Raw genomic sequence first — 18,678 nt, 5'->3', positions numbered from 1 at the left:
CCGCTTCCTTACGGGGAGGCGTCATGGTGGCCGTAGCTCAGTTGGTAGAGCACCTGGTTGTGGTCCAGGAAGTCGCGGGTTCAAGTCCCGTCGGTCACCCCATGTGGGCGAGGTTCAAGCTTTCGGCCGGAGGAACCATCTCGGCCCGGGTTTGAGCCTCGCCCTTCTTTGAACCCGCGTGAATAGGGGCGCCGGTTCTTTGTAGCCACTTCGGATTTCAGCGGGGCGTGGCCGGTGCCGGGCGGGGTAGCACATGGCGGGGCCATCGTTGATCATGTGCGAGTTACACCCCCGATAGGGGGAGTTTCCCGCACATGATCAAGGTCACATCTCCTGCTCATTGAAGCCGCACAGGGGTCCCGGCGACACAGGCAATACGGGCAGCTTCGCCGGTGCCGTCAGGGGATCACCTCCAGAGGCGGCAATGCCGCCGCGATCTCCTCCCGGGTGGGTTCGAGCCATGGCGGTAGCTTCAACGACCGGCCCAGCTCCAACAACGGCTCGTCGACGGTGAACCCTGGCGTGTCGGTGGCGATCTCGAACAGCACTCCCCCCGGCTCGCGGAAGTAGATGGACAGGAAGTACTGCCGGTCCAGGATCTCGGTGACTTGAACACCGGCGTCGACAAGCTCGTCTCGCCAGCGGGTCATGGTGGCGAGATCGGGCGCCCGGAAGGCGACATGGTGCACGGTGCCACCTGCCTGTAGGCCTCGGTCAGTGTCGACCGCGGCCACGTCGATGAGGGCACCGGAACCACCACCGGCCATAGCGAAACGGGCCCGGGCGCCGTCCTCACCCCCGAGTTGCATGCCCAGCCGGGCAAGGAGCATCTCCGCCGTCGGATCGAGAAGCCGTTCACTCAAGGTGATCGCGTGCAGGCCGCGCACCGCGCGGTCCGCCGGAATGTTGGCCGCACCGTCCCACCCCGAGCGGACGTCGCCGGGTGCGGCCACGAGATCGATCACCATGCCGTCCGGGTCTCGGAAAGACACCACGTCCTCGCCCGCCCGGCTGGTCGGCTCTTCGACCGGGACGCCGTGCGCCGTCAGCCTCTGGTGCCACCACCCCACCGAACCTTCCGGGACGCTGAACGCGGTGGCGGTGGTCATGCCGGTGCCGTTGCGCCCGCGCGGGACACCACGCCAGGGGAAGAACGTCAACAGGGTGGACGGCTGCCCTGCCTCGTCCCCGTAGTACAAGTGGTAGGTGTCCGGTGCGTCGAAGTTGACGGTCCGCTTGACCAAACGCAGGCCGAGCACCTGGGTATAGAAGTCCACATTGCGCTGCGGCTCACCGGCGATGGCGGTGACGTGGTGCAGCCCGTGCGGGGCGACGGTGTTCACGACCCCTCCTAATGCCCCGCGTGAAGGCCGGGCACGCAGGTCTGGTCAGGCCTTCTTGATCGCGGAGACCTCGAATTCGAGCACGACCTTGTCGCTCACGAGGACGCCACCGGCTTCCAGAGGTGCGTTCCAGGTGACGTTGAAGTCTTTTCGGTTGATGGTGACGGAGCCTTCGAACCCGACGCGGAAGTTGCCGAACGGATCGGTGGCCGCGCCGCCGAACTCGAATGGGACTGTCACCGGCAGAGTGACGTCCTTGATGGTGAGGTCACCGGTGACCTCCACCGTGTCTTCGCCGTCGAACCGGACTGCGGTGGAGGTGAAGGTGATCTCGGGATACTTCTCGATGTCGAGGAAGTCGTTGTTCCGCAGATGTCCATCGCGCTGCTCGTTGCGGGTGTCGATGCTGCTGGTTTTGATCTCGACCTGGACGCTGGAGTTCGCTGGGTTGGCGCCATCGACGTTAATCGCCCCGCTGAAATCGTTGAACGACCCGCGGACCTTGGTCACCATGGCGTGCCGGGCGACGAAGCCGATACGGCTGTGCTCTGGGTCAAGGGTGTACTCGCCAGTGAGTTCAGTGAAATCTGTCATGATCAACTCTCCTTGCCGAACGTCCATTTGGTTGACACGTCACACAATACTCGTTTTAGGTGATGTGTCAACTACCTCTGCTAGACTCCGAGTGTGACCGATCCGAGGTGGCTCGACGACGCAGAGCAACGCGCGTGGCGCGGCTACGTGCGGATGCAGAGCAAGCTCAACGCCCAACTGAACAGACAGCTGCAAACCGACTCCCAGCTGTCGTTGTCGGACTTCGCGGTTCTCGTCCATCTCAGCGAGGTTCCGGACAGATCGTTGCGAGTCTCTCAGCTGGCCCAAGCTCTGCATTGGGAGAAGAGCCGAGTTTCTCACCACGTTACCCGCATGGAGCGCCGCGGACTCGTCAAACGGGTGGAATGCCCTACCGATGGGCGCAGCGCGTTCGTGGTCATGACCGACTGTGGCCAGAACGCGATCGACGCGGCCGCACCAGGACACGTCGACACCGTCCGGCGGCTGTTCATCGACGACCTCACCGCCGACCAGCTGAAGGCGTTGGAGGCCATCGCCGGCCAAGTCCTGGCCCGCCTGGACGACGAGGAGTGTCGGACCTGAGCGCGCGTCGCCACCAAAGCACACCAACGTCAAGATCTGACTTGACGAATTGTGTTGCGATTCGGTCAATAACGCTGCTGAGTAGCGCCGCCCGCGTGCCATCCCGACATCCGGCGCCTTAACGTCGCGACCCGTGACCATCACGACGACTTCTGGCCGAACCGAGAGTCGGCATCCCGACTGGATCACCGACCTGCCCTACGGGGCCAGAGAGACGATCAACGCCATCGCTCGGCTCCTAGGGCATGCGTCCGAAGACCGAGAAAGCCCGATCGCCTGGGTGGCACGGATGCTCGACACTGATCGAGATCGGCTCGCCACGGCACACAGCTGCCCCACTCATACCCATCTCAAGGTCGCCGGCCTCGTCCTGGCCGCGGCGATGGATGCCCATACCGACGCCGTCGGAGTCCACGGTCCTGGCCGCGGCGAACCACCGGCGTGGGCACCATTCGATACCGGCGACGCGGAGCCTCGGGCAGTGCCGAACCGGCTGATCGCACACTTCCCGCCAGGGACGATCGCACCAATAGGTACGTGTGTGTCCATCCTCGACGACGAATTCGACCAGCATCTGCGGGTATTCACCGCCCGCGCTGACCGCGCGGCCGGCGCCCGCGTCTTGCGAGAGCTGCTCGACCGAGCCTCCGGAGAGGCTAATCCGCTGCGTGGCAAGGTGCTTCAGGCCGCGGTCGGATCCGGCGGCATTACGCTCACGCCCATCGCCACACCTAGCGACCGCCGCAGCGATCTCGTTCTTCCCGAACACGTGTGGCGGGAGGTCGACCTGTGCGTGGCCGCGATCACCGGGCGCCGCGACACACTCGAGCACCTGGGCCTGGGAACCACCCGCGGCCTGCTACTCGCCGGGCAACCCGGGGTGGGCAAAACCCACCTCGCCCGCGTCCTGGCCGCTGAGCTGGCCGGCCGCTTTACCGTCATCTTCGCCGATGCCGCCACCCTGGCGACCCAGGTCACCGAGCTGTACGACGAACTCGACCATCTCGGGCCGGCGATGATCGTATTCGAGGACATCGACCTGGTCGTGGGCCATCGCCAGCACCACGTCCAACCCCGGACGCTGGCCGACTTCCTGGCCACCCTCGACGGCGCCAAGCGCCGCCGGGACGTGCTCACCGTCGCGACCACCAACGACCCGGGCGGGATCGACCAAGCGGCCCGCCGATCGGCGCGATTCGACACCGTACTGACGGTGCCACCACCGGACGCACCGGCCCGCGTCGCCATCCTGAAGCGCTATCTGCGTCCGCTTAGCGTCGACCTCGATGTGCACCGCGTGGCCCGATCCGTAGGAGATGTGACCGGCGCCGATCTGCGTGAAGTGGTGCGGCGCGCCGTGCTTGAACACGGCCCAACCGTCACCGAGGCAGCTTTATATGACGTCGCCACGTCGGGACGGTGGCGCACCCACGTCACACCCGGGCACTATATGTGAGTGCCACGACGTGGAGGGCGACGACGTGACGGTTCAGGTACCTTCTGGCGGACGCTGGCGCTTGCCGTAGGTGCGCTCCCACATGGACAGCTGCTTCTCCAGCCCCTTCATGATCTCGAAGACCTGGCTGGGTGGTATACGCACCCGGGTGACGACGCGGGTAGGTACCTTCGTCACCCGGTTGCCCTCATCGTCCACGCTGGACCGGGGCGGCCGTTTGACCACCGCGAAGTCGAGGACAAAGGAGTCCGAGGTGTGCCAGATCGAGGCGAAGTCGGCATACACGCCGGGCTCGACCTCGGTAGGGATGTCCAGATCGTACTCACGCCGTTTGGGCTGGTTGGCCATCCCCCCAGACTATGAGGTCACGCAACGAAGGAGGTCGCCGGGCTCGTACACCACAACGCCCATCCCGGTGATCGTCGCCACTTTCACGCGACCACCCCCGGTGATCGTCGCCGCTTTCACGTCGCCACAGCGACCTCATCTTGCCGTCGATCACTGGTGGGTCATGGCTTGCTCGCGGCCCAGCCGTAGGCCCAACGTAGCGATTTCGTCGTAGCCTGAGGCCGGTGATAAGCTTTCGCCGTTTGCGCCATTAGCTCAATTGGCAGAGCAACTGACTCTTAATCAGTGGGTTCGGGGTTCGAGTCCCTGATGGCGCACCATACCTGCAAGGCCAGAGCGTTCTAGCCATGTTGGCATGTCGTCACCCATGCCAAGGGACCGTCCCCACTGCTCGACGTTGGCGCTGTGTATCGCACGCCTGGACAAGATCAAGTACGGGGAAGTCGGGATCTGGTGTCGCGCTCGTCGATTTCGGGGCTAGGCGTTCGTCTTAGAGGTTCCGCCGATCTATTGGCTTACGGCCAAGTTCGGCCTGCTCGCTCTGGCCGATCGTGCTGAGGAACACCGAACAGATCGCCGCTGGACGCGTCGAACTCGACGCTCGCCAGGGTGGCCGTGGACCGTATTTCCCGCGACGCCTCGGACGAATCGACGAGGCGCGCGACGCCTACCGACGTGCGAGAGAGCTCACCGCACCACGAATTGTCCATCCCGCGGCGACGACCAAGACTGAACAGACATCGATGCGGCGGCGGGAAGCAGGCTAAAGGCGACGTCGGGACCGGTGCACGGGCAACCACTGCTCCCGCCGGCGAGCCAGTGTAGGCGGCCGTCGCATCGTGGATGTCTGGATATCCGGGAATTCGCCTGATACGATGAGCGTCTGGATACGCCGACATTCGGCCAAGGAGAGCGTATGTCTGCAAATCAAGACACAGCTGATGGGTGGCTTGTGCGCAGCCCTTCGTCGCTGGGCGACGTGATCGCTCACTACCGGCGAGCGTCCGGGATGACTCAAGAGCAGCTGGCTGAGCGTTCTGGCGTACACCGGTCATACCTATCCGAGATTGAGCGCGGCCACACGACTGAGCATTCAGAGGCCGTCTTTCGAATGCTACGGAGGCTCGGGCTGGACGTCGTCGTCCGGCACCATGAGGGCGGGTCGTGATGGCACGCCAGGAGCTTTCCGTATGGCTGGACGGTCGTGAGATAGCCACCCTCCGTGAACCGCTGTCCGGAAAGATCGCTCTGGAGTACTCCGATGTGGCGGCCGGCCAATGGCTGTCGGGGCGTCCGGTGATCTCGGTCGCGCTTCCCATGCGCCCGGATCGTCGCCACTCGCCGTCCGTCGTCACCCCTTACTTTGAGGGACTGCTCCCTGAAGGTCCGGCGAGGAGCATTCTCGAGGAGGAGTTCGGCATCCGCCGAGGCGATACCTTCAGCCTGCTCGCTGCGATCGGTCGCGACTGCGCAGGAGCGGTAGTCATCCAACCACGTAGCGAGACCGCGCCATCAGTCCGCCACGCCGTCGTCGGGCAGCGACTGACCGATCAAGAGCTTCGCGGCGCATTGGACGGGCTGGGGGCACATCCGTTGGGTGCGAGTCGTGAAGTGCGGGTGTCGCTGGCCGGTCAGCAGGACAAGCTGCTGCTGTCACGCGACCACAATGATGGGTGGTTGAGGCCCACCGGCCAGTCGCCGTCCACTCATATCTTGAAGCCCGAGAACGCACACTTTCCGGGCTCAGTCCGCAATGAAGCGCTCTGTCTCAATCTGGCGCGCGCGATGAGCCTTTCGAGCATCGACGTCGAAGTGATCGAATTAGGTGGTCCCGTTCTCGTCGTCTCCCGATATGACCGCGTCAACCATAACGATGAGACCGTGTCTCGTCTGCACCAAGAGGACTCCTGTCAGGCGCTTTCGGTTCCAGTGGACTTCCTGGGCGAGGCCAAGTACCAGATCGCTGGAGGGCCTTCGTTCAAGGATGTTGCTGGGCTGCTGGACAGCTTTGCCGACGATCAGCTCACCGAGCTTCAGAAGCTCCTCGAGACGATGGTTTTCACCGTCGCGATCGGTAACGCAGACGCGCATGGGAAGAACCTGTCTTTGCTGCATGACCCCATCGGATCCGTCCGACTGGCGCCGCTCTACGACGTAATGTGCACAGCCTGGTACCCCGATGTGGCAACTCCCCGCGGCACCATGCCCGTGAGCACCGAGCTGGCGATGACGATCGGACCGGCCACAGATGTGCACGGCGCTACCGTCGACGACCTGGTCGCCGAAGCCATATCGTGGCGATTCAATGAGCAACGCGCACGAAGGATTGTCGACGCCACACTAGAGCGGATGGCAGGCGCTTTGGACTCCGCTGCCGAAGAGACGACTGGGGTTGACGAAGGCATCGTCGCCTTGATCCGTGGCCGAATTCGGAACCTGACGTCGCGGCATCCGGCCGGCCGACGCTAGCGCGGCCAACGCGTCTTGGGTGATCGCCCGGTCGGCGTCGGCGACGAGATCGACTCGACATCTTCGACGTGTGACGCGCGCTGCCGCCGGGTGGTAATGCACTGACGCTCGAGCGGCGTGAGCGGGCCTCCACCGTCCATCATGCGGTCGCCGGTTCCCTCGTCGGATCGATCTGTGGCAAGGTGGTTGTGATGTTCGCATTGGTGATCATTATGTAGGCGCGCCCGGCACACCCTCCGCCCGGCGCGCAAACCCTTCGCATCCTGCGAGGGGTTTTTTGCGTTCCTGGGGCCGTTCTCACCCGAGCTGGCCCCGTCCGACCGCCCAGACCCTGGAGCCATCATGAGACCCGCCGACCAGCCCCCTCCGAGCGAGCCGGTCACCGTCCGCGTGCAGGCCGCGGCCAGCCCTGGCCTACTAGCCCGACTAGCCGCCGTGATCAACCCACATCCGGTGACCGGATTCCACTTCACCGAGCAGGCCGCTGGCTCGGTGACGGTGACCGTGCAGCTAGCTGAGCAGGACCGGCCGGGATGGCACACCCGTCGGGTCATGGCCAGGCTCGGCCGGGTCGTGGGGGTCACGGCCGTCGAACTCGTCGGCACCGCCCAGACCCAGCTCAGCCGCCCTTCACATGCTGGCGTCGCCGCCCTGGTCAGCCCTTGAGTTCAGGAAAGTCCTCTTCCCAGAACTCGCCTGGGTGGCGTTGGTCGCCAGGTGATCGCTCCAGCTCAGCCGCACGCAACTCGACCCGGCGGATCTTCCCGGAGATCGTTTTCGGCAGTTCGGCGAACTCCAGGCGGCGGATCCTCTTGAACGGCGACAGCCGCTCCCGACAGAACGCCAGGATCGACGCGGCGGTAGTGGCGTCGGCCTGATGTCCCGGGGCGACGACGACAAAGGCCTTGGGCACCGCCAGCCGCATACTGTCCGGCGAGGGCACCACGGCCGCCTCCGCTACCGCCTCGTGCTCGATCAACACACTTTCCAGCTCGAATGGGCTGATCCGGTAGTCGGATGCCTTGAAGACATCGTCGGCACGGCCGACGTAGGTCAGGTAACCATCGGCGTCGCGGGCGGCGACGTCGCCGGTACGGTAAACACCACCACCCATGGCGCCTGCCGCCCTGGACTCGTCGTCGAGGTAGCCGGTCATGAGCCCGAGCGGTCGGCTCGTCAGGTCCAGGGAGATCTCCCCTTCGTCCGCTGGTTGGCCCGCGGCATCGAGCAAGACGACGTCGTACCCGGGTAGTGGCCGACCCATGGACCCCAGGGTGACCGGAGCTCCCGGAGTGTTGCCCACCAGCGCGGTGGTCTCGGTTTGACCGTAGCCGTCCCGGATGGTCAGTCCCCACGCCTGGCGGACCTGCTGGATGACCTCCGGGTTGAGTGGTTCGCCGGCCCCGACGACCTCACGTAGCGACACGTCCCACCGGCTGAGATCCTGTTGGATCAGCATGCGCCACACCGTGGGCGGGGCGCAGAACGTCGTGACCTCACACCGGACCAGCACGTCCAGCAACGCCTCGGCGTCGAACCTCGGATAGTTGAACACAACGGCCGTCGCCTCCGCGTTCCATGGCGCGAAGAAGTTGCTCCAGGCATGTTTCGCCCATCCGGGAGAGCTGACGTTGAGGTGGACGTCGCCGGGGCGCAGGCCGATCCAGTACATCGTCGATAGATGGCCGACGGGATAGCTGACGTGGGTGTGTTCGACGAGTTTCGGTTTCGACGTGGTGCCGGACGTGAAGTACAAGAACAATGGGTCCGAGGCCCGGGTGGGGCCGTCCGGCTCGAACGTGGTCGGCGCGTCGGTGGTCGCCAACGACGTCCACCCCGGCATCTCCCCGTCGACGATGAACCCTTGATAGGTGCCGGGCCCGTCGCTGAACTTGGTGGTCTGGCTGGCATCGGTGACGACGTGCCGGACCCGGCCCCGGTCGAGCCGGTCGGCAAGGTCGGCCGCGCCGAGAAGCGTGGTTGTGGGGATGACGACCGCGCCGAGTTTGATCGCGGCCAGCATGACCTCCCACAAAGGTGCGACGTTGCCCAGCATCACCAAGATCCGATCGCCGCGGTTCACGCCGGAATCACGCAGGATGTTGGCGACCTGGTTAGAGCGTCTGACCAGCTCGGCGAAGGTCCGCTGGTCGTCCTCTCCGTTCTCACCGACCACCCACAGCGCGGTCTGGTCGGCACGCCCGTCAGCGATCCGGTCGAACCAATCGAGCGCCCAGTTGAACTCTTCGAGGGCCGGCCACTGAAAGTCCGCCACGGCCGCATCCAGCGACTCTCGATGGGTGAACAGCAGGTCACGGGCCTCGCGGAAGGAATCGAAAGACGTCATCGTCGTCTGCACCTCTCGCCATGATCGGCTACGCCATCCTCAACCTACCTCGTGCTGGGCGGCCGCGACGGGCCGCCGGGCCGGCTCGGCGTAGCGGTCCAACAGGCCCGGCGCGGCTGCCCGTGCGAACGGAACAGCTTCGGCGACATCCACGTCGGGGGCCTCGTAGATACCCCATCCGGCGGCGGTCATGGCAGACACCGTCGCCAGCCCGAGGCGCCGCTGCAGGAGCGACTGCCGGATCGCTACCGTACTCACGGCTTTGCGTTGCAGCGCGGCGGTCGAGCGGCTCGTCAGACCGGATCGGACCACGACGTAGTCTCCGCAGATGGTGTGTCCCAGCGCCCGGTAGGCCACCCAGGCTCCCCACAACGTCACCGGCCATATCCCTAGGCCGGCGATCACGGCCCACCAGGGCACCACGTCGGTGAGTGCCAGCCAGGCCAGCAGGGCCACCACGGAGGCGGCCACGCCGGTGCCCCACATCAGCCGGCGGCGCAACGCAGCGCGCGGATGTGGTCCGAGGTCGACCTCCAACGGACTCGGCTGAACGTCCAACACCGCCGCGGCTACCGGCCGGGCCACGCTGATGGGGCCGCGGGGCAGGATCGTGGAGGCACTGGACATTGCGGACGTATCCAGGCCGGTCGTGATGATGCTGGTGTCGGCCATCCCCATCCATCGCCACAGCAACGGCTCGCCGATCTCGACCCCCCGCATTCGGTTGTCGTCCCGGTTGACCTCGCGGGTTTGGAACAGGCCCTGCCTGGTCCGCAGCAACGTCCCCTTCTCGCCGCGCATCCGCGAGAGCTCGAACTTCCAGTTCTCGGTGAAGAAGACGAACCCGAGGCCGATCGCACCGATGGCACCGGTCACGGCCGCGCCGATGGCGATCGTCCAGCCCCAGCCCAAGGCGCCCCAGTCGGCCAGGCCATCGATGAACCCGCCGATGTCCATTCCGAAGGAGCTGGCCAGCCAGTAGGCGCCCCACAGCAGGCCCGCCGCCATCAGATAGGCCCAGATGTTGAACATGTTGTAGACGACCCACCACGGCCGGAAACGCGCGAACACCCGGGCCGCCGGAGCGGGACCCGCCGTCGGCTGAGCCGCGGGCACCTCACTGTCCGCTGTGCCGGGCACATCATTGATGTGCTCGACTCCGACGGCGGGCTCACCGTCGGTGTCGGTGCTCCACAACAGTTCTCGCCGCAGCACCTCGGCGTCCGCTTTGGCCACCGCGTCCAGGGTGAACGCCGACTCGCCTGCCGCCGACCGCTGGCCGGCACCAATCTCGACGACGCGGAGGCCGGCCAGTCGGTGCCGTAACTTCGCCGTGGTGTCCACGCTGCGGATTCGATCGCGGCGCACCGAACGGTACTGACGCACGATCACACCGGTCCGTCGCTCCACGTAGTCCGGCGTCACCCGGTAGCGGGTGAAAACCCAGCGCAGAGCGTCACCGACGGCGCCCGTCACCCCCAGAGTCGCGACGATCACCATCGGCCACATGGCGCCAAGGCTGGGTTCGACCCGGAAAACGAGGACCGCCACCACGGCCGGGGTCAGCGATAGCAGGGTCTGGATCGCATCCACCCAGATCATCCGGACGTGTAGGCGGTGCCACCCGTCGGTCTCAGTGCTGGGCGCCGGCTCGGTCCGTGTGTGGTCGGTGAACTTGGGCAGTTCGGCCGTCATGTGGCGTCCCCGGGGGTCAACTGCGCGATGGTGGTCAACCGCTCGGCGGCCTCAGCGGCCACGTCTTTGTCGAGCCCGCCGATGTCGATGGAGCCACTCGACGACGCGGTGGTGACCCGAAGTGTGGCCAGACCGAGCATCTGCTCCAGCGGACCCCGCACGGCGTCGACGGTCTGAATCCGAGATAGTGGCGCGACCCGCCATTCCCGCACCAACCAGCCGGTCAACGCGTAGACGGCTTGATCGGTGTCTTCCCACCGGTGCACTGCGTAGCGCCACCACGGTTGCACGAATACCCCGACCAGGAGCACGACGGCGACCCCGATCAGCGGCACGATCAGCCAGGGCCGGGCTGCGTCCCACAGCACGTAGGCGATGATCAACCCGATCAAGATCGGCCCGGCGAACACCAGCGATTGCAGCGACCACCACAGAACGGCGCGCCGCTCGACCCGGTGCGTAGGCGGGCGTAACTGTGGCATCGTCGTGGTGACCGTCATGGCTTCTCCTGCCGTATTGCGTGGTAAACGAAGTCGACGAGGATCGTGGCCTGGGCGTCCAGGTCCACCGAGGTGTCGACCATCCAGCGGCCGAGGACACCCTCGACGGCCTGGACGATGATCTGCGCGCCGGACCGGGCGTCGAACTCTCGGAACTCGCCGGCTTGTTGGCCATGGCGCACGATCCGGGCGAGCTCGTCGATCTCGCTGTCGACGGCCTCGGAGAACGGCTGTTCACCGTCCTTGGTGCGATGGTGGGTCACGATCTCGACCATGGCTATGAAGGGCTGGCGGTGATCTCGGCCACCGTCTCGATCGCGGCGCGGACGATCTGCGCCCGCCGAGTCCGTTCGATGAAAGACGAACGCTGCCGGCCCACCGACCTAGTTTTCAACGACACGGACCAATTATAGGCCAGTCGGCCTGCTTGATGCATCCGACGTGCACGACCGCTGTCACGGGACAGGCTTACTTGGCGTGGCGCCGACCGGACGGCGACAAAAATCGGCCGATCGCCCCATGGTCGGCGGCGCCCAGAGATCAGTACGCTGTCGCGCGAGTCGGAAGATCGGCAGACGAGTCCAGCACCGGACCGAAGGCGATCGCCACAGGACGAGGAAGGAACGGTCCCCATCAGCGCGCCAGAGCATGGCACGGCACCCGAGCGCCGCCCGCACACTCACGAAGCCGGCGCCCACGCCCGCGATGGCCGATTCACCCGCACTATCGCCTGGTTTGCTAGCAAAGGTCGGAATCATCCCACGGTGGCCGCGTGTGTCATCGGAGCGGCCATCGGCATCACCCTCGGCAACCTCGTCGTCCCTCACACCGAGGACAGCATCGCCAGTGGCACCTACTTCGTGACCACCCACGCCGCCACTGAGCCTGCCGCCGCACCAGGTTCATCTACCAGGACAGCGACCGCCAGCCCGGACAGCACCCGCGATGGTGAGCCTACGGCCGGCGCCACCAGCCAAAACACCGGAACCGGCTCGGCGGATAACACCGGCTCCGGCCAGCAGCCGGGCAGTGACAGCCGGCGGGATCCCGGACAGCGGGATCGTACCGGTGGGGGCTCGAGCGGCGGCAGCGGGGGTGGAGGCAACTCCGGCGGCGGACATGGTGACGGCACACGCGGCGACGACAACCGCGACACCGACACCTCGCGGCCAGGAGGGCCGGACGACGACCCGCCAGGCAACGACGAATCGCCTGATCGCGACCCCAACCAGACAGATGAACCCGACGAGCCCGAGCCGACCGCGACTCAAGGCGACCCGCAGCCACCGCGGACACTCACGCCCACCCCAACGCCGACCCCCACCCCAACGCCGACGCCCACCCCGACCCCAACGCCGACGCAAACACCGGATCGGGAGCAGCTCTGTCTCGACCTCGACCTGCCGTTGATCGAGTTGCTCCTGTGCCTGGGCCGGTAACGCGGCCCCCTGTTCACAGCAGAACCTCGGGTGGCAGCAGAACGTCGGACCGCGCCGGGACAGCGCGCCAGGGACAGCGGCGCGGTGCTACAGATAGAGGCCGGTCTGGCCGTCCGGTATCCGCTCGGATGCCACCGCATGCAGGTCCCGCTCGCGGAGCAGCACATACGTCTCGTTACGCACCTCGACCTCGGCTTTGTCCTCGGGATCGAACAACACCCGATCGCCGACCGCCACGGTGCGCACATTGGAACCGAGCGCTACGACCCGTGCCCACGACAGCCGCCGACCCATGGCGGCGGTGGCCGGGATCACGATGCCGGACGACGACTTACGTTCGCCCGCCTCCTGGTCCAGCGAGACGAGCACGCGATCGTGCAGCATGCGGATCGGCAGCTTGTCATCGGGATGCTCAGTGCTCACGACGCCTCAGGATACGCGCTCCAGCACACCAACAGCACATCCCGGTGCCCGCGAAGCATCGGAGTAGTGTCGCGGGGATCAGCGATCAACGCCGCCGGCGAGCCCGCCAGACAATGATGGCGGCGACCAGGACAGCACCGGCGACGGCGCCGATGACCTCGGGCCTCGGCGATCCGTTCGGGGTGGTCACTCGGCTCCGGGCCCGGCCCGCACTTGCCCGGGCAAGGCGAGCTGGACTCATGCGGTTGACCAACTCGTCGATGTTCCCGGCGATCCGGTCGGTGCGCTCAGCCATCGAGCGCTCGATCTCGTCGACCGAGCGCGTGGGACGGCCGTTGGATTTCGCTTGCTCCTCGTCCGTCTCCGGGACAGGAACCGGCTGCCGCGATCGGGGCAGCACGGGTTCGGGAGTGCTCACGTCCAACCTCCAGCTCGGCTCAATCACCTGGACAGCTGACTGTACTGCCCTCGTGATCCGGTCGGTTCCACCGTATCCGGGCGACGCCGTCCGCGCCCGGATTTCCCCGGCGATCCGCCACGCTCGCTCCCACGGACACCGGCTCGCTACGGTAGGGGCGTGAACGACACCCGACTCTCCCCGGGCGATCCCGCCCCCGCCTTCACCCTGCCCGACGCCGATGGCGTTCCGGTCGAGCTCGCCTCGTACCGCGGCCAGAACGTCATCGTCTATTTCTATCCAGCCGCCATGACCCCCGGCTGCACCACCCAGGCGTGTGACTTCAGAGACAATCTCAACGCGTTCCAGGCCGCCGGGTACGTCGTGCTCGGCATCTCCCCCGACGAGCCGGCCAAGCTCGCCTCCTTCCGGGAACGCGACCACGTCACGTTCCCGCTGCTCTCCGACCCCAATCTCGAGGTCTTGACGGCCTACGGCGCCTACGGTGAGAAGAAGCTGTACGGCAAGGTCGTCAACGGCGTCATCCGCTCGACGTTCGTCGTCGACCGAGACGGAAAGATCAACAAGGCGATGTACAACGTCCGCGCCACGGGTCACGTGGCAAAGTTGTGGCGAGACTTGGGTCTCGACGGTTGACAGGTCCACGTCCGCTGCACTGGGCACCACCACATTTCGGAGAGTCATGCGTACCTTCCTCGGCGTCGCCATGCTCGTCATCGGCGTGCCGCTGGCAGCAGCGGGAGCGGTAGCCGCCGTCTACATCGGGCCCGACAACACGATCGGGCTGATCGACGAGGACATCACCAGCGAGGCCGCCGTCGTCACCACGACACCCGCCGCCCTGAACGCCACCGGCCCCACGCTGCACGTGGCGGCGGATGCCGGACCCGATGGCACGTTCGTCGGAGCGGGCCACCCCGTCCATGTCGGCTCCTACCTCGACGACATCACGGTCGAGCAGATCACCGGCGTCGGGTGGCGCGGTGGGCTGACCCTGCGGGCAGAGACGGGCGCCGACGACGTGCCCACGGCCGCGCCGGACGGCCTCGACTGGTGGCGGGAATATGCCGTCGGGCCTGGTGAGCAGAGCATCACCTTCGAGATGACCGACGAGCCGGTCCGGCTCGTCATCGCCGGGGCCGAACCCGCGACGGGCATCAACACCAGATTGACCATCGACGCCGAGATCGACGGCCTCTTCTCCACGGCTCTTGTCATCACCGGCGTCGGCGTCATACTCACCGCGGGCGGCATACTCACCCTCGTGAGCGCACGGCGACGCAAACGAGCTGAAGGTGGATACACCATCCCACCCGATGACGACGGTGATTCCGACGACGACGGCGCCGATGCTGCCGGGCAGGGATCCGTCACGCCCCTCCGTGCCGACTCGCCCGAGCCCCCCGAGCCTCCTGCGCCACCCCCGCCACCTCGGTCACCCGGCACCCTGGCCCGCTTGGCGCTCGGCTGCGCGGCCACGGGACTGGTCCTGGCCGGCTGCGCCGAGGTGCCAGGCACGGCCGACCACCGGACGAGCAGTACGGTGCCGGCCATCACCCCGACAGCGGCCGAGATGTTCTTCGAGCATTACACCGAGATCAACAACACCGCGAACAGCGAGCAAGACGCCGAGCTCATCGCCACCGTCGAGGCCGGGCCGTTGCTGGCCTCCTCTCAGCTCGGCTACGAGATCCAGGAGGCCCAGGACCGCGAGCCGATCGAGCCTTTCTCCATCGTTCCCACGACAGTCGCCGCTCCCGAGGTCGATACCTACCCCATGTGGTTCGTGGCCATCAGCGATCCCGGCGGCGACGACGGGCCGGGTTACTACTTCGTCACCCGTGAGAATGCCGCCGCACCTTGGCTTGTGGCGCTCTCGGTCTATCCGTCCGGGGACGCACCACGCGTCGAGCCGGTCGCCGCCGACGGCGTCGCCACACCCGCCTCCACCGGGCTCGTCACACGTGGCCGGGCAGCACTCGACCTCGTCCTCGAGTACGCCTCGACCGGTACGGCACCGGATGGCCTCGACGCATCTCACGGCGGCGGGCTGGAGTCGTTGCACGATCATGGCCTCCACATCGGCGAGGGCCCCGGCGAGCTGGTCGACGAGGAACGCGACTGCACCCTGCTCGACGACAACCCACGCTGGTTGGCCACGCCCGACGGTGCGTTCGCGATGACCACGATCACCTGCACCCAGACCATGGTCGTCACCGACGACGATTTCAACCTTCGCCTTCCGGACGACGGTTTCGGCATCCTTCCCGGCGACACCGCACTCGCCGAAACCGAGATCACCCACGGTGTGAGCTTCATCGTGACCGTCGACGACGATGGAGCCGCAACGGTGATCGGCGAGTCGATGCTTCCCCACGCCATGGACTACACCGAACAATGAGCACCGGTGCCCGTTCAACCGTCCCCGGCTGGGCGTCAGGGCGGGCACCGATCGAATGGCTCGGCCAACGAGTTGACGGGGAAACCCCCTCGGGTATGGCCTACCATGGTCGAGGCGCCCAGCGGGAGTGGCGGAATTGGCAGACGCGCACGGTTTAGGTCCGTGTGTCTTCGGATGTGAGGGTTCGAGTCCCTCCTCCCGCACCACTGACGACCTACTAGAACCTCCACGCCGGAGGGCACCCAGAGGTCAGCCGTCAACGGCGTCCCCGACACATTGAAGCTGAAGACGGTGGAGGGTTTTCGGCGTGACGGTGGAAGGTCTTCCTCGCTATAGCGAGTACTACCTTCCACCGTCACGCCGGAAAACCCTCCACCGACGGTCATCAACGGTTGACAAGTCGACCAGGTTCGCAGTTCACTCAGGTATGGCTGGTGACGGGACGGATTCTGCGGGGCGTAAGTCCCGCTCTGCCGACTCCCCGGAGTCCGACGCTCTTCTCACACCACCCGAATCGCAGATCATCAAGACCCTCCCTGACTCGGCGGGAGAGTCTCTGTCGGTGCCCGAGATCGCCGCCGAACTACTCATCGGACCAGGGACGGTGCGGCACGTCGTCGACTCGTTGCAGGTCAAAGGGCTGGTGTCGGTGCATGGGAACAACGTCGAGCTGACCGGGCGCGGCAAGGGTGTACACCGAAGCCGGATCCGCTCGGGTTCCGAAGGGCGGCACCAAGGGCTCGATCTGGGTGGGCCTCCGTCGCAATCCGCCGACCTGAGCGAATCCGATGAGAGGTTAATGCGCATCATCGACGAGTTGTAGGCCGGCGATCGTCCGGTAGACATCTCCAGTCAGAGGGGCAGCGGGATGGACTTCTACTTCGTCGTGTCCGGTGTTGTGGCTGCCGGGCTCACCACGCTGGACCTCGACCGGAAGTTCTACGTCCCACGTAATGGCGACGGCCGGGGACGCTTGTGGGCATGGTGGTGGTTCTTCGTCGTTCTCAACGGAGTACTCGCCGCCTTCCTGTTCCTGTTGTTGCACGAGCTCACCCCGTTCGACGGGTGGAATCCGTGGGCGAGCGCGCTGGCTATAGGCGTCGGCTATCTGGCGCTGATCCGGCTCAAATTCGCCACCTTCGAGTTCCAAGGCAAAGAGACACCGTTCGGTTTCGAGGCGTTCTACGAGGCAGCCAAAGACGCCGTCTTTAGGCGGATCAACACCATCGCCAAAGCGAGCCGCATATCGGAGGCGCAGGCGAAGACCAAACACATGAGCCTCAAGGAGCTCGCCCTCGAAGCCCGGAGCAGCGTCCTCAACGACGCTCTGCTCAGCGACGACGAGAAGAACCGTGGCATCGAATGGATCAGCAAAGTGGTGTCCGAGTCGGATGACGACGACACCGCCCGCATGACGCTGGCGATCTTCATCCTCTCCAACGTGCAGTCGCCGGCATGACGTCCAACGAGATGGCGTGTTTGACGTCGTCCATGACCGGCCCTTCGATGCTCGAGGGATCACGGCCCTCACCCTCGGCTTTGAGGCGTGCGCCATTCACCAGCGCAAGAGCCTGATTCTGACCGACCCAGCCGCGCATTCGCCGCTCATATCCGTCGAACGCAGCGCGGTGGTCGCCGCCGGCCGCCGCGAGTTCGGCCGCCAGCAGATAGGCCCCGACCATCGCCACACTGGTGCCCTGGCCCGACAGGGGGGATCCCGCGTACCCGGCATCTCCCACCAGCGTGATGCGGCCGGCCGTCCAGGTGCCCATACGGACCTGGCTCATCGCATCGAAATGAAAGTCGGGAGCATCCCACATGTGGGTCAGCAACCGCGGCACCTCCCATCCGAGGTGGGCCAGCCGCCCGGCGAAGAGGTGTTTCTGCGCATCTACGTCGCGATAGTTGTAGTGGATCAGCTCCGACGGGAATCCGAGGTACACCCGTGTCTCGGTGTTGTCTCGTGCGCTCATGACAACACCTCCGCTGCCGTCGTCGGCCTGGATCCATACCTGCCAGCGGTCGAGATCCAGGGTGTTCGGCGCCGTGAACACGCCCACGTAACTTCCCAGGTGGTGGACGAATCCGGCATCCGGGCCGAAGGTCAGTCGACGCACCGCTGAGCGCAGACCGTCGGCACCCACGAGGAGATCGAACCGCCGTTCGGATCCGGTCTCGAATCCAACGTGCACCCCGTCGTCGTCCTGGATGACCGATGTCACCGCGTCGCCGAAAAGGTATTCGACGTCATCCCGGGCCGCGTCGAGCAGAAGGTCGCAGAGATCATCCCTCAACACCTCGACGTCGTCGCCGTCGAGAGCTCCGCCGGACAAGGTCTCATGAGTTGTGCGATGGAGCTCCCGGCCGGAACCGTCGACCATCGACATACCTTGCATGTCCGTCCGCGCGAGACGTAGGTCGGCGAGCACGCCCATCCGTCGGGCGACGTCGAGGGCGGTGCCACGAACGTCGAGCGCTTGACCGCCAGGCCGGACCGCCGGCGCCTTCTCGACCACGGTGACGTCGAACCCGTGCTGGCGCAACCAATAGGCCAGGGTCAAGCCAGCCACGCTGGCGCCGGAGATGAGGACCCGTCGATTCATCAGTGTTGTCATGCCGTCGACACTATGCAGATTTGCCCATTTGGTCAAACCATATGGATTAACCATATGGATTAACCG

21 protein-coding genes and 3 tRNA genes are annotated in these 18,678 nt (G+C 65.8%); 13 read left to right on the top strand and 11 right to left on the bottom strand.

Annotated elements, in window-relative coordinates; translation table 11 throughout:
* Positions 1 to 26 precede the first annotated feature (26 nt).
* Positions 27 to 102: transfer RNA gene (locus G8760_RS16940), tRNA-His, on the top strand.
* A 296-nt stretch (positions 103 to 398) separates the two neighbouring features.
* Here the strand turns inward: G8760_RS16940 and G8760_RS16935 are convergent.
* Both G8760_RS16935 and G8760_RS16930 read right to left on the bottom strand, forming a co-directional pair.
* Positions 399 to 1,343 carry a ring-cleaving dioxygenase gene (locus tag G8760_RS16935; RefSeq protein WP_166353254.1) on the bottom strand — a complete coding sequence of 315 codons (945 nt, stop codon included), beginning with the start codon at positions 1,341 to 1,343 and terminating at the stop codon, positions 399 to 401.
* A gap of 45 nt (positions 1,344 to 1,388) precedes the next feature.
* Positions 1,389 to 1,937: a YceI family protein gene (locus tag G8760_RS16930; protein ID WP_166353252.1), complete on the bottom strand. Its 549-nt coding sequence runs from the start codon at positions 1,935 to 1,937 to the stop codon at positions 1,389 to 1,391.
* Between the two features lie 93 nt (positions 1,938 to 2,030).
* On the opposite strand from G8760_RS16930, the gene G8760_RS16925 reads away from it, so the two are divergent.
* Complete coding sequence (locus tag G8760_RS16925; RefSeq protein ID WP_207782446.1) at positions 2,031 to 2,501, top strand: MarR family winged helix-turn-helix transcriptional regulator; 471 nt, start codon at positions 2,031 to 2,033, stop codon at positions 2,499 to 2,501.
* 133 nt (positions 2,502 to 2,634) lie between these two features.
* Entirely contained in the window at positions 2,635 to 3,957 is a 1,323-nt protein-coding gene (locus G8760_RS16920; RefSeq protein WP_166353250.1) for an AAA family ATPase, read from the top strand.
* Positions 3,958 to 3,990: 33 nt separating this feature from the next.
* Here G8760_RS16920 and G8760_RS16915 read toward each other — a convergent pair whose 3' ends face one another.
* Positions 3,991 to 4,305 carry a DUF3467 domain-containing protein gene (locus G8760_RS16915; RefSeq protein WP_166353248.1) on the bottom strand — a complete coding sequence of 105 codons (315 nt, stop codon included), beginning with the start codon at positions 4,303 to 4,305 and terminating at the stop codon, positions 3,991 to 3,993.
* 244 nt (positions 4,306 to 4,549) lie between these two features.
* On the opposite strand from G8760_RS16915, the gene G8760_RS16910 reads away from it, so the two are divergent.
* The 4 genes from G8760_RS16910 to G8760_RS16895 all read left to right on the top strand — a co-directional run bounded on the left by G8760_RS16910 (position 4,550) and on the right by G8760_RS16895 (position 7,440).
* Positions 4,550 to 4,625: transfer RNA gene (locus tag G8760_RS16910), tRNA-Lys, on the top strand.
* Positions 4,626 to 5,221: 596 nt separating this feature from the next.
* Positions 5,222 to 5,473 (top strand): helix-turn-helix domain-containing protein, encoded by a 252-nt coding sequence (locus G8760_RS30890; RefSeq protein ID WP_166353246.1) that lies wholly within the window; start codon positions 5,222 to 5,224, stop codon positions 5,471 to 5,473.
* Positions 5,473 to 6,774: a HipA domain-containing protein gene (locus G8760_RS16900; RefSeq protein ID WP_166353244.1), complete on the top strand. Its 1,302-nt coding sequence runs from the start codon at positions 5,473 to 5,475 to the stop codon at positions 6,772 to 6,774. Before G8760_RS30890 ends, G8760_RS16900 begins: the two co-directional genes overlap by 1 nt.
* Before the next feature lie 342 nt (positions 6,775 to 7,116).
* Complete coding sequence (locus tag G8760_RS16895) at positions 7,117 to 7,440, top strand: ACT domain-containing protein (protein ID WP_166353242.1); 324 nt, start codon at positions 7,117 to 7,119, stop codon at positions 7,438 to 7,440.
* On the opposite strand, the gene G8760_RS16890 is transcribed toward G8760_RS16895, so the two are convergent.
* The 5 genes from G8760_RS16890 to G8760_RS30605 are packed head-to-tail and all read right to left on the bottom strand — an operon-like array spanning position 7,430 to position 11,716.
* The gene (locus G8760_RS16890; protein ID WP_166353240.1) at positions 7,430 to 9,121 is read right to left on the bottom strand and encodes an AMP-binding protein; all 1,692 of its coding nucleotides are present in this window, start codon (positions 9,119 to 9,121) and stop codon (positions 7,430 to 7,432) included. The genes G8760_RS16895 and G8760_RS16890 overlap by 11 nt on opposite strands.
* 39 nt (positions 9,122 to 9,160) lie before the next feature.
* Positions 9,161 to 10,816, bottom strand: coding sequence for a PH domain-containing protein (locus G8760_RS16885; RefSeq protein WP_166353237.1), 1,656 nt, complete (start codon positions 10,814 to 10,816; stop codon positions 9,161 to 9,163).
* Entirely contained in the window at positions 10,813 to 11,316 is a 504-nt protein-coding gene (locus G8760_RS16880) for a PH domain-containing protein (protein ID WP_166353235.1), read from the bottom strand. The genes G8760_RS16885 and G8760_RS16880 overlap by 4 nt, the downstream gene beginning before the upstream one ends.
* Positions 11,313 to 11,579 carry a hypothetical protein gene (locus tag G8760_RS16875; RefSeq protein ID WP_166353233.1) on the bottom strand — a complete coding sequence of 89 codons (267 nt, stop codon included), beginning with the start codon at positions 11,577 to 11,579 and terminating at the stop codon, positions 11,313 to 11,315. Before G8760_RS16875 ends, G8760_RS16880 begins: the two co-directional genes overlap by 4 nt.
* 14 nt (positions 11,580 to 11,593) lie before the next feature.
* Positions 11,594 to 11,716 (bottom strand): hypothetical protein, encoded by a 123-nt coding sequence (locus G8760_RS30605; RefSeq protein ID WP_281355162.1) that lies wholly within the window; start codon positions 11,714 to 11,716, stop codon positions 11,594 to 11,596.
* 364 nt (positions 11,717 to 12,080) lie between these two features.
* Between G8760_RS30605 and G8760_RS16870 the strand changes: the two genes are divergently transcribed.
* On the top strand, positions 12,081 to 12,755 hold the full coding sequence (locus G8760_RS16870) for a hypothetical protein (RefSeq protein WP_166353231.1): 675 nt from the start codon (positions 12,081 to 12,083) through the stop codon (positions 12,753 to 12,755).
* Between the two features lie 87 nt (positions 12,756 to 12,842).
* On the opposite strand, the gene G8760_RS16865 is transcribed toward G8760_RS16870, so the two are convergent.
* Positions 12,843 to 13,139, bottom strand: a complete 297-nt coding sequence (locus G8760_RS16865) for a co-chaperone GroES (RefSeq protein WP_166353354.1) — start codon at positions 13,137 to 13,139, stop codon at positions 12,843 to 12,845.
* Between the two features lie 124 nt (positions 13,140 to 13,263).
* Positions 13,264 to 13,596 carry a DUF3618 domain-containing protein gene (locus G8760_RS16860; protein ID WP_166353229.1) on the bottom strand — a complete coding sequence of 111 codons (333 nt, stop codon included), beginning with the start codon at positions 13,594 to 13,596 and terminating at the stop codon, positions 13,264 to 13,266.
* Between the two features lie 159 nt (positions 13,597 to 13,755).
* Between G8760_RS16860 and bcp the strand changes: the two genes are divergently transcribed.
* The 5 genes from bcp to G8760_RS16835 all read left to right on the top strand — a co-directional run bounded on the left by bcp (position 13,756) and on the right by G8760_RS16835 (position 17,456).
* Positions 13,756 to 14,232: a thioredoxin-dependent thiol peroxidase gene (bcp, locus tag G8760_RS16855; protein WP_166353228.1), complete on the top strand. Its 477-nt coding sequence runs from the start codon at positions 13,756 to 13,758 to the stop codon at positions 14,230 to 14,232.
* A gap of 46 nt (positions 14,233 to 14,278) precedes the next feature.
* The gene (locus tag G8760_RS16850; RefSeq protein ID WP_166353226.1) at positions 14,279 to 15,997 is read left to right on the top strand and encodes a DUF8094 domain-containing protein; all 1,719 of its coding nucleotides are present in this window, start codon (positions 14,279 to 14,281) and stop codon (positions 15,995 to 15,997) included.
* A gap of 121 nt (positions 15,998 to 16,118) precedes the next feature.
* A tRNA-Leu gene (locus G8760_RS16845) sits at positions 16,119 to 16,203 on the top strand.
* Positions 16,204 to 16,559: 356 nt separating this feature from the next.
* On the top strand, positions 16,560 to 16,820 hold the full coding sequence (locus G8760_RS16840; protein WP_166353224.1) for a hypothetical protein: 261 nt from the start codon (positions 16,560 to 16,562) through the stop codon (positions 16,818 to 16,820).
* A gap of 45 nt (positions 16,821 to 16,865) precedes the next feature.
* Positions 16,866 to 17,456 carry a hypothetical protein gene (locus G8760_RS16835; RefSeq protein WP_166353222.1) on the top strand — a complete coding sequence of 197 codons (591 nt, stop codon included), beginning with the start codon at positions 16,866 to 16,868 and terminating at the stop codon, positions 17,454 to 17,456.
* On the opposite strand, the gene G8760_RS16830 is transcribed toward G8760_RS16835, so the two are convergent.
* Positions 17,425 to 18,612: an FAD-dependent monooxygenase gene (locus G8760_RS16830; protein WP_246222581.1), complete on the bottom strand. Its 1,188-nt coding sequence runs from the start codon at positions 18,610 to 18,612 to the stop codon at positions 17,425 to 17,427. The two genes, G8760_RS16835 and G8760_RS16830, sit on opposite strands and share 32 nt — an antisense overlap.
* Positions 18,613 to 18,678 lie beyond the last annotated feature (66 nt).

The sequence above is a fragment of the Phytoactinopolyspora limicola genome (assembly GCF_011320225.1).
In the GTDB taxonomy this organism is placed as follows: Bacteria; Actinomycetota; Actinomycetes; order Jiangellales; family Jiangellaceae; genus Phytoactinopolyspora; species Phytoactinopolyspora limicola.
Note: the sequence above shows the minus strand (reverse complement) of the source record. Positions and strands in the feature narration are given on the sequence as shown.

Coding starts and splice junctions, on each gene's coding strand:
- G8760_RS16915 (WP_166353248.1), bottom strand. CDS start 4,305: ATGGCCAACCAGCCCAAACGGCGTGAGTACGATCTGGACATCCCTACC.
- G8760_RS16880 (WP_166353235.1), bottom strand. CDS start 11,316: ATGACGGTCACCACGACGATGCCACAGTTACGCCCGCCTACGCACCGG.
- G8760_RS16895 (WP_166353242.1), top strand. CDS start 7,117: ATGAGACCCGCCGACCAGCCCCCTCCGAGCGAGCCGGTCACCGTCCGC.
- G8760_RS16865 (WP_166353354.1), bottom strand. CDS start 13,139: ATGCTGCACGATCGCGTGCTCGTCTCGCTGGACCAGGAGGCGGGCGAA.
- G8760_RS16930 (WP_166353252.1), bottom strand. CDS start 1,937: ATGACAGATTTCACTGAACTCACTGGCGAGTACACCCTTGACCCAGAG.
- G8760_RS16900 (WP_166353244.1), top strand. CDS start 5,473: ATGGCACGCCAGGAGCTTTCCGTATGGCTGGACGGTCGTGAGATAGCC.
- G8760_RS16885 (WP_166353237.1), bottom strand. CDS start 10,816: ATGACGGCCGAACTGCCCAAGTTCACCGACCACACACGGACCGAGCCG.
- G8760_RS16835 (WP_166353222.1), top strand. CDS start 16,866: ATGGACTTCTACTTCGTCGTGTCCGGTGTTGTGGCTGCCGGGCTCACC.
- G8760_RS16890 (WP_166353240.1), bottom strand. CDS start 9,121: ATGACGTCTTTCGATTCCTTCCGCGAGGCCCGTGACCTGCTGTTCACC.
- G8760_RS30890 (WP_166353246.1), top strand. CDS start 5,222: ATGTCTGCAAATCAAGACACAGCTGATGGGTGGCTTGTGCGCAGCCCT.
- G8760_RS16830 (WP_246222581.1), bottom strand. CDS start 18,612: ATGACAACACTGATGAATCGACGGGTCCTCATCTCCGGCGCCAGCGTG.
- G8760_RS16850 (WP_166353226.1), top strand. CDS start 14,279: ATGCGTACCTTCCTCGGCGTCGCCATGCTCGTCATCGGCGTGCCGCTG.